This window comes from Candidatus Zixiibacteriota bacterium (genome assembly GCA_014728145.1).
Lineage (GTDB): Bacteria > Zixibacteria > MSB-5A5 > JAABVY01 > JAABVY01 > WJMC01.
This window is the reverse complement of sequence record WJMC01000225.1, coordinates 1-9,509: the sequence shown is the minus strand read 5'-3', so window position 1 is coordinate 9,509 and position 9,509 is coordinate 1. Positions and strand designations below refer to the sequence as shown.

The 9,509-nt window shown below is 49.6% G+C and carries 8 protein-coding genes; 4 read left to right on the top strand and 4 right to left on the bottom strand.

Annotated elements, in window-relative coordinates:
• From GF404_12670 to GF404_12660, 3 genes are all read left to right on the top strand, one after another.
• The coding region (locus GF404_12670; GenBank protein MBD3383034.1) for a PAS domain S-box protein at positions 1-1,623 on the top strand (1,623 nt) is incomplete at its 5' end.
• A gap of 139 nt (positions 1,624-1,762) precedes the next feature.
• Positions 1,763-1,987: a hypothetical protein gene (locus tag GF404_12665; protein ID MBD3383033.1), complete on the top strand. Its 225-nt coding sequence runs from the start codon at positions 1,763-1,765 to the stop codon at positions 1,985-1,987.
• A gap of 389 nt (positions 1,988-2,376) precedes the next feature.
• Entirely contained in the window at positions 2,377-4,392 is a 2,016-nt protein-coding gene (locus GF404_12660; protein MBD3383032.1) for a prolyl oligopeptidase family serine peptidase, read from the top strand.
• A gap of 105 nt (positions 4,393-4,497) precedes the next feature.
• Here GF404_12660 and GF404_12655 read toward each other — a convergent pair whose 3' ends face one another.
• The 4 genes from GF404_12655 to GF404_12640 all read right to left on the bottom strand — a co-directional run bounded on the left by GF404_12655 (position 4,498) and on the right by GF404_12640 (position 8,375).
• The gene (locus tag GF404_12655) at positions 4,498-4,695 is read right to left on the bottom strand and encodes a hypothetical protein (protein MBD3383031.1); all 198 of its coding nucleotides are present in this window, start codon (positions 4,693-4,695) and stop codon (positions 4,498-4,500) included.
• An 88-nt stretch (positions 4,696-4,783) separates the two neighbouring features.
• Positions 4,784-5,557, bottom strand: coding sequence for an SDR family NAD(P)-dependent oxidoreductase (locus GF404_12650; GenBank protein ID MBD3383030.1), 774 nt, complete (start codon positions 5,555-5,557; stop codon positions 4,784-4,786).
• A gap of 130 nt (positions 5,558-5,687) precedes the next feature.
• Positions 5,688-7,427 carry a hypothetical protein gene (locus GF404_12645; protein ID MBD3383029.1) on the bottom strand — a complete coding sequence of 580 codons (1,740 nt, stop codon included), beginning with the start codon at positions 7,425-7,427 and terminating at the stop codon, positions 5,688-5,690.
• Between the two features lie 75 nt (positions 7,428-7,502).
• On the bottom strand, positions 7,503-8,375 hold the full coding sequence (locus GF404_12640) for a D-alanine aminotransferase Dat (GenBank protein ID MBD3383028.1): 873 nt from the start codon (positions 8,373-8,375) through the stop codon (positions 7,503-7,505).
• A gap of 107 nt (positions 8,376-8,482) precedes the next feature.
• Here GF404_12640 and GF404_12635 point away from each other — a divergent pair.
• Positions 8,483-9,509 (top strand): hypothetical protein (locus tag GF404_12635; protein ID MBD3383027.1); only part of this gene is annotated, 1,027 nt, incomplete at its 3' end.

Below are 9,509 nucleotides of genomic sequence, written 5' to 3'. Positions count from 1 at the left end.
ACCGACACCGATATCACAGAACTCAAGAAGACTGAAGAAGCTCTCAGGCAGAGTGAAAAACGCTTCAGGCTGGTCTCAGAGCTGGCTTCCGATTTCGCCTATTATATCCGGCTCGATGAAAACAACGAATTCATCTATGAATGGGTAACAGAAGCTTTTACCCGTATCACTGAATACGAAATCGACGACCTGCCCCGGATACGCTGGCAACAGCTTCTGCATCCGGAAGATAAAGATATATTCTTCACCCACTTAAACAAGCTCTTCGCGGGTCAGGACTGTGTCTTCGAATACCGCATCTTCACCAAATCCGGCGAAGTCTGCTGGTTACGCAATTACAGCCGTCCGATCGCTGAGAATGGCAGAGTGATTGCGCTGATCGGGGCCTGCCAGGATATTACCCGTCAGAAACGCTACGAGGAGGAACTCCGTTTCCAGGCCCAGCTTCTGGACAGTGTGCGCGAATCAGTAGTGGCGACCGATCTCGATGGTACCGTGCTGTACTGGGGTCATGGGGCCGAGGAGTTGTATGGTTACACACCTGATGAAGTCCTGGGCAGAAATATAACATTTATTGTCGATGATGAGGGTTCTGATGAAGAAGAGAGCCGGATGGCTATGGTGATCGAAGAAGGCACCTGGCGGGGAAGCTATATCCAGCGCAAAAAAGACGGCACTCATTTCTGGGCGGATACATGCATATCGCTTGTCAGTGACAGTAACGGCAACCCGATCGGCTATATCGGCATCGACCGCGACATCACCCCGCACCGCAAAGATCGCCAGGCTCTCCAGGAAAGCGAGGAGCGTTTCCGCCGGGCTTTCGAGAATGCCGGTATCGGTATGGCACAAATCGCTGTTAACGGGCGCTTTATCCGTGTCAACCAGGCATTGGCGGATCTGCTGGGATATACCATAGAAGAGCTGATCCAGTACAGCCTGGAGGAAATCACGCATATAGATGACCGCGATCAGGTCCTCAACCTGCTGGTAGAATTGATCAAGGGAGAACGCCAGAGCAATCAGATCGAAATCCGCCTGCGTCATCGTTCCGAACAGGTCCTGCATATAACAATCAGCGCTACCCGGATTAACAATTCTTCAGGGGAACCGCTTTATTTTATCGCGCAACTGCAGGATGTCACAACTTCCAAGAAACTCCAGGCTCAGCTCAAAAACGCCAACGAGCGTCTGCAGATGGAACAGATCGCTTTGAAAGATAAAAACATAGCTCTAAAGGAAGTAATCAACCAGATCGACCGCGAGAAAAAGGATATCTCACTGCGGATTCAATCCAACGTCGAAAAAATGATTCTGCCAATCATAAACAAGCTCCAGAATCAGGGCGATGATGTTATCCGCGAATGTGTCGGACTGCTGAAACGAAATCTCGAAGATCTGACCGACCCCTTTATTAACAAGGTTGAAACCCAGTTCAGAAAACTAACCCCGCGCGAAGTCCAGATCTGTGACATGATCCGTAATGGCATGACCTCCAAAGAGATAGCGTCAATGCTCAACACCTCCGAGGAGACCGTGCGCACACAGCGAAAGATGATCCGGCGCAAATTGGGAATTGCCAATAACAAGATTAACCTGAGATCCTACCTCCAGACCATCTGACAGGGCGATTTCAGGCATACGCACTACAGGGTACACAACATACCCATTTTATAACCCGTTTACCCCACTGCGGTTTTTGCTTTATAAGCCGATGATTTGTATGTAATTGCTATTATGTAACCCCTTACGGAGAGTTTAAGTGCAGGAAGTGATAAGCGGGATGCTGAAACGTATGCACGAGCACCAGACCCTGTCAGAAAATTCCTGCGGTGACAAGGAGAGGTTTATAAATAACCTGATCACGATCCGTGACATCCTCAAGGCGGTCACCAAGACTCATCCGGAGGATGTAGCAATCGATGAATACCTGTCTGAAATCGACAGGATCCTGTCTTCTTATTTGAAGCCGGGAGTTTTAAGATAAGTGAATTTTCAGATGGGCGCCGCAGTATATCACCTGGTTGGCGGCCTGACATTTATAATGTAGAAGCCCCTGTGGCGTCCTCTGATTATATCCGGTCGAGGTCTGTAAACACCACATCTTTCTGACCGGAAAACTTTGAACGGTACTATTAAAACCCCTTGTGGGAGGCATGCGAATGTAAAAGCACCTATACATGCAATCCTCAAAAGCATATGCTCCAATCGTGATGATCTTATTCCAGCTTGTCACCATCAACAGGTAAATCAGTGTTCCGTCTTGGAATTCCTGCCCGTTGGAGCATATGTTTTTTTTCTTTTTGACAAAAAAGCCCGCTTTAGCTATCCTCTTTTCATACTTTGCGAAATCAATCATTCTGAAAAGAGGTGCTCATGGCAAAGAAAACAGCTTCACATAAACGTCCGCTTACTGCCGAAGACCTGACCCGGCTGAATGTAATAACACAGACAGAGATCTCCCCGGATGAAAACCGGGTCGCTTATACACTGGAAAGCATATCCGCTGACAAACGTAAATACTTTTCGCATATCTATATGCTCGATCTCCAGTCGGGAGAGTCTAAACAATATACCCACGGGGAAGTCAACGACCGTGGCCTGGCCTGGTCCAATGACGGTAATCAATTGGCTTTTGTTTCCACCCGCGATAAAAAGACCGGGATTTATATCATGCCGGCAGACGGCGGTGCTGAAAAACAGTTAATTGAGATGGACGGCGCCTTTACATCGCTTATGTGGACTCCCGATGGAAAAGAGATCGTATTTCTTTTCCGTTACAATGACTCACATAAAATCAAAGACGATAAAAAGAAAAAAGAAGCTCCGCTCTATCGTCATATTACAACCATGCATTATCGTTCGGACGGCGAAGGCTTTTTGCCCGGGGACAAGTTTCATATCTGGAAAGTCAACATCGAATCAAAACAGGCCACCCAGATCACAAAGGGACGATACGATGATATGACGCCAGCGCTTTCGCCGGACGGGAAACTAATCGCATTTGTTTCCAACAAGAACCGCTTTGCTGAATACAATCCGCAGAAGATAGACCTGTATATCGTTCCGACAAAAGGCGGAAAAATCAGGCAGGTTCCGGCACCCGAAGGTCCCAAGTTCGCACCCTCGTTTTCTCCCGACGGTAAAAAGATCGCTTACCTTGGCCATGATAATCTCGATGATGCCTGGGGAGTAACTAATTTTCATGTCTGGAGCGTGGGAGTAGACGGCAAACCCAAAGCTAAAGACATGGTGCCTGAATTCGACCGCCAGTGCTATGACCAGACGATCGGCGATATGGGCGAAGGTTTCGCGATCTCCAGTCCGGTCTGGTCTGCAGACGGCAAGCGGATTTACTTCGTATCCGCTGACAGCGGATGCACTCATATCTTCTACTGTCCCGCCATGGGCGGTAAGCCGACGCGTGTGACCCACAAGAGCTATCATATCAAAAACTTCAGCCTAAACGGCAAGAAACAGAAAATCGCCGCGGTTTATTCCGAGCTGACCACGCCCTCGGAGATCAGCGTCATCAGGCCGGTATTCAAAGGCGATACCAAGTCAAAAGCTCTGACCTCGGTCAATAAAGAGCTGTTCAAAAAGGTTATTCTTCCCAGAACGAAAGAGGTCTGGTTCAAAGCTTCGGACGGGTTCGACCTGCAGGGCTGGCTGGTTACCCCGCCGGATATGAAAAAGACCAAAAAATACCCTGCTATCCTCGAGATTCACGGCGGTCCCAGAGCGCAGTACGGTTTTACTTTTTATCATGAGATGCTCTACCTGGCCTCGAAAGGTTACATAGTTTTCTACACCAATCCACGCGGTGGTGCCGGCCGGGGCGAGACATTCGCCGGTTCGATCGTAGCTGACTGGGGTTCGATCGATTATTCCGACTGTATGGACGCGGCCGATTACCTCGAGCGCCATCCCAATGTCAATAAAAACAAGCTGGGTGTAACCGGGGGGTCCTACGGTGGCTTTATGACCAACTGGATCGTCGGCCATACCGATCGTTTCAAGGCGGCTGTCACCCAGCGTTCGGTGGTCGACCTGATCAGCTTCAATGGCACTTCTGATTTCGGCTATGAGATCCGGTACGAGTTCGGCGGTCAGTACTGGCATAACGAGGAAACTTATGTGCGCTGTTCTCCATTGACTTATGCCGCCGATATCAACACACCGCTTTTGATCATCCATTCCGAGCAGGACCTCAGATGCAGTATCGAGCAGGCCGAACAGTTGTACATGACGCTCAAGATGATGCGCAAGAAGACCGAGTTCGTGCGTTTTCCGGAGGAATCCCACGGGCTCTCGCGCCATGGCCGTCCGGATCGACGAATCGCTCGCCTCGAATGGATCGACAGGTGGTTTAAACGATATTTGAAGAAATAAGTAGACAGAAGTTAGCGTGAATATCATCCTGCCGGGACCTGCTTCAAGCTATGTTTGAAGAGAGGCCCGGCAGTTTTTCACTATTTTTCTTTTAACTGCATAAATCTATGCTCGCCTGTACCCCAGGACTCGTGCCGGCAGAAAGATTATCGCGGCAAACAGGGTTAAAACCGCTGTGGTTGTGATCCCGAGCAGGTGAAACGGCAGAAGCAGAAGCCATACAATCGGATACAATAAAAGGGCCAGGATTGCCAGGGGCCAGCAGAGCACAAACAATATACACCAGAGCAGAAATCCGACCATTTTCACATTCTCCTTTGTTTTTACCATATGACGTATCAAAATCCAATATGTTGCAGGATTTTTCAGACGCAACTAAAATCCACCGGGGTCATTGCTGTTGCATGGATCGCACGATACGACGAACCAGCCAGCGTGGAGAAAAGCGAATCGTAAACAACATCAATTTGTTCCTGAAGCCATGGATCGCGACTACCTTTCCGTTCATCATAGACTTGTAGCCATATTCCGCACAGGATTTCGCCGAGGCCACCCCCATCAGCTTGAAACTGGACTCATCGAACCCGGCCACATCAAAAAATTCCGTCCTGGTCGCACCCGGGCAGAGCACAGTCGCGCTCACACCGGTCCCCTGCAACTCATTGGCGACGGCCTCGGTAAATGACAGCACGTAGGCCTTGGAGGCGTAATAGACAGCCTGCATCGGCCCGGGCACGAAGGCGGCGGTGGAGGCAATGTTCAGGATTCTACCGGATTTACATTTCACCATATCAGGTAGAAATGCCCGTGTCAGTCTCGTCAAGGCCAGCATATTGACCTTCATCATGTTGTCATACCGGCCAGCGTCGGTTTCATGAAAATACCCGTAACCGCCAAACCCGGCGTTGTTAATCAGGTAGTCGATGTGTATATCGTTATCGTTGCAGAAGTCCCGGATATTGCCCGTGCTTTCCGGATTGGACAGGTCCTGCGGGAAAACCACTATGTCGATATCATGATGATTGAGCAGGTCGTTTTTGAGTTGATTCAGCTTGTCCTCCCTGCGGGCGATCAGCACCAGGTTGTCGCCGTGACCGGCATGAATCTTTGCGAATTCAACCCCGAGACCGCTGGAGGCTCCGGTAATAAGTGCAGTTTTTGACATGTCCCTCGCTTTTTATTGATTCGAACGGTTTTACGAGTTGGAGGTTCCTGGCTTTTGCCGCAAAATCGAATCATTAGAATTAAAAAAGCCCGGCCGAAGACCAGGCTTGTAAAACATATAGCTTACTAAATTATTTGCATTCCGAACAGGGCTCGGGTCCGCTCGAGAAAGCGTAGTTGACGAGATAGACCGCGTCGGATACATCCACGATATCATCGCAGTTGACATCGCCCGACTCAATCGGTTCGGGTTCCGGTCCGCCCGAGAAAGCGTAGTTGATGATATACACCGCGTCGGATACATCGATCACGCTGTCGCTGTTAACATCGCCACAGATAAAGTCGCAGGCATCACCGACACCATCGGAATCGGAATCCTCCTGTCCGGGATTGTAATGATCCGGGCAGTTATCGCAGGCATCACCGACATCATCGGAATCGGAATCGACCTGAGTGCCGTTGTAAATATCGGGGCAATTATCGCACAGGTCACCGACATTGTCGAAATCGCTGTCGGCCTGGCCGGGATTGTGGATATCCGGGCAGTTATCATCCGGGCATTCGTTCTCGACCACTTCCGGGTCACCGTAACCGTCACCATCGGAATCGACACAGACCATTGACTTGCGCAAAGTCGGATCGCCGATCATGGTCATGCCGTAGAACCAGCAGGTTTCGTAGTCGGAATATCCGCCCGCCCCCTGGGCAACAAACCAGTCCATGAAGGCTTCGCCGATCGTCTTGCGCTGTCCGAAGGGCTGATAAAAATCCAGAAACTCGAGCATCGATCCGGTCTTTGTGCTTCCCAGCGCCACCAGCCCGTAGGTCTGGCAGAAGACATACCATCCCGCCATATAGTTCGCTTCGACATAACGAGCATTGGAGCAGGCAAACAGGTTATAGAAGAAAGCCTGCGGATCGATACTGCGGACTTCCGAGTTGTATGTGTAGCTCCAGTTTTCGTTGGGATCCTTGAAAAAATGGGTCGAGGGACTGGAGTGTACGCAGACCAGAATCGATTCATAGTTATGGTCCAGGCGTTCCTCGTAATCAGTCGCCCAGGTCGTATATGGATCGCTGACCAGTGTCCTGGTCGGATAGGCAAAGCTGACATCGGTGTTCCATTCACCGGCCCAGTACTCCCAGTCATCATCGACATAAACCAGTGATCGCGAATTCAAACTCAACTGGCCTGTACGGTAAAGATGATTTTTATTGAAATAGTTTTGAAGCAGTGCGACCTCTCCCATGCCACCGTAGGTCAAAGGTCCCGCGGTCAGGCGACCGACCCAGATTTCGGGAGTGGTATCACCGCTGTGGGAATCGTAGATACCATCGCTGTCGCTGTCGCTGAAAATGCCGTCGAGATCCATATAGAATAAATCGCAGGGCCATTGCTCATGGGTGACTGGATCCTCCCAGCAGTCTTTCTCGTACCAGGCCACCGGCAGATCACCGATCAACACCGCGCCCTCGAGCCCCTGTGAATAGCGATCAGCTAAAAATGTGCGCAATTCCATGGCGGTTCCGCCTGAGGTGGTATAAAATTCGACCGCGAAATTATCGCCCGCCAGGTCGTTGCCATAGGTGATCAAATCACTTTCGATGGAGGAATACAGGCTGGAATTGACAACCACACAGAACATGGTGCTGTCGGTCCGGTTGCTGGCGGGACTGAATTTCATAACCTGTTCGATCTTAAATTCTCCCGGTTCCGCCCGGCCGGTTTTCCATTCATCGAATGTAACAGGTTCGGTGCCATCAAGATCCAACCAGCGCGTGACCGGGATTTCATCGGTGTCCTGCGCATCGAGTGGTCCGTTAGAAAATATTATAAAAACCATTATAACAATTAACAAGAATCGGGACATACTACACTCCTGAGGGTATATAATCTATATTGAATCAATATAACAAAAAGCGTGAATTTTCAAAGAAATTTGATCTCAGAGAATGTCCAGGAGAGCGGGATAATCACATTCCCTGGCGATATACTCGTAGAACATTTTTTGTACCTGCATTGTCAATTGTCCGGGAATACTCTCATTAATAATGTTATCATCGAGTCTAATCACCGGCGTAATCTCGAGAGTCGTGCTGGTGATAAAGAGCTCATCCAGCCCGGAAATTGAAGCCCGCGGAATAGGCTCCATGTAAACATCGAGTCCTGTTTGCGCACAGATCTCGAAAACTATCTTCCTGGTGATCCCGGCCAGAATTTTGTTCGACAAAGGCGGAGTGAACAACCGGCCTGCTTTTATCGCGAAGCAATTGCTGTGCGTGCCTTCCATGATATTACCAGCGTCAACAAACAGTGCTTCCTGCGCACCGGATCGGCTTGCTCCTTCCTGCGCCAGGACATTCGGCAATAGCGCAATAGTCTTGAGATCACACCGCTTCCAGCGAATGTCATCGACAGTGATCGCGGCGATGCCGGCTTTAATCTGGTCAAGGTTCGGAGAAATCGGGGAAGTTGCGATATAAACGGTCGGTCGTGTGCCTTTTGATGGAAAGCGATGTTTGCGAGGCGCAACCCCGCGGGTTATCTGGATATAGACTGTTGCCTGACCTGATTTATGAGAATTGCGCCCCAAAAGTTTATAAGCGATTTCCTCGATTTGGGAGAAATCGTCATATTCGATCGACAGCTCACGGCATCCATGGCGCAGACGTTCCAGGTGGTCCTCCAGGCGAAGCATATTTCCACCGTAAACACGCACCACCTCATAGAGCCCGTCGGCCAGCAGAAATCCACGCTCATCGACAGAAAGCCCGGCTCGATCTTTTTCAACGAAGCTTCCGTTTAAATATATTTGCATGAGATTAATTTATATGTTTTAATAAATGCGACAAAAGATTTACCAATATAAGATATATGGGCTCTAAATATTTACTTTGGGCGGATAATCAAAGCGGGAGTTGAGCAATGCTGGATAAATTTATTGTAACACTATTTTTAGTCACGCTGACAATTGTATTACTTTCCGGATGTGGACCGCAAAACCGTCTGGGAATTCCGCAGGACCATGATTTCAAATGGGAGGACCTGAGGGCGGATTCCACTTCCACACAGTTAGATTCGCTGGTGACCGAGCTGAGGCGATACCTGACTCTTAAGGACGCACAGATACTTTTCGATTATCTTGGACGCTTGAAAAGGCCGTCTGACATCAACAGACTATATGAATTGCAGGAAATGCAGTCAGCCAGCGGGGGTGGGTTCTATGGACTCTTCGACGAGCTTACCCCCGAGAAGTATCCGCTGGTGGAACCGATTGATCTCGAATCGGCTCTCCAATGCGCTCTGACGCTGGCTTCATATCGATCCCATTGCCAGGATATCATGAACACCCAGATGCCAGAATTTCCACAGGAGTTTTCCGGGTTCACACCGCCACGGGCATACCGGATCGAGGTTTCGGATCGCTACCAGCTGTCCATTGACCTGTCTTTTGCCGAGAAAGTACTGGCTTATTATAATTCCAATTCGGATGACTTTGAAACAGCACTCGGGCTGAGCAGGCATCCGATTATCGAAAATATGCTCGCTCATCGCCGTGATCTTGGATATATTGAGCCTCCGCTTCCTGACGATTCTGATTATGCGCGTTTTATTCTGCTGTCGGCTGACAATTCGCCGGAAACAATGATTTTTAAATGGCTCAATCCACACAACCTGTTTGGCTTCGCGGATTTTTACCGCTACCGGGACAACTATGACAGCCTGGTTGATGTCATCCGAGAGCGAGAGAAATTTTTCAGCGATCGGGTAATGGGTCATATCAGCTGGTTTCTGATGGAGCCTTTGCGGGTTCATGACACGCTCGGGATCGGGATCAACTGGGGCATCCGGAGCTGGGCCACGGCCGATGGTTACGGTTCCAATATTATCATGTTCAAAGACAACTACGAGATGTTTTTGCAGACCGTCACCCATGAGACCTTCCATCGTT

Coding starts and splice junctions, on each gene's coding strand:
- GF404_12660 (MBD3383032.1), top strand. CDS start 2,377: ATGGCAAAGAAAACAGCTTCACATAAACGTCCGCTTACTGCCGAAGAC.
- GF404_12650 (MBD3383030.1), bottom strand. CDS start 5,557: ATGTCAAAAACTGCACTTATTACCGGAGCCTCCAGCGGTCTCGGGGTT.
- GF404_12640 (MBD3383028.1), bottom strand. CDS start 8,375: ATGCAAATATATTTAAACGGAAGCTTCGTTGAAAAAGATCGAGCCGGG.
- GF404_12645 (MBD3383029.1), bottom strand. CDS start 7,427: ATGTCCCGATTCTTGTTAATTGTTATAATGGTTTTTATAATATTTTCT.
- GF404_12655 (MBD3383031.1), bottom strand. CDS start 4,695: ATGGTCGGATTTCTGCTCTGGTGTATATTGTTTGTGCTCTGCTGGCCC.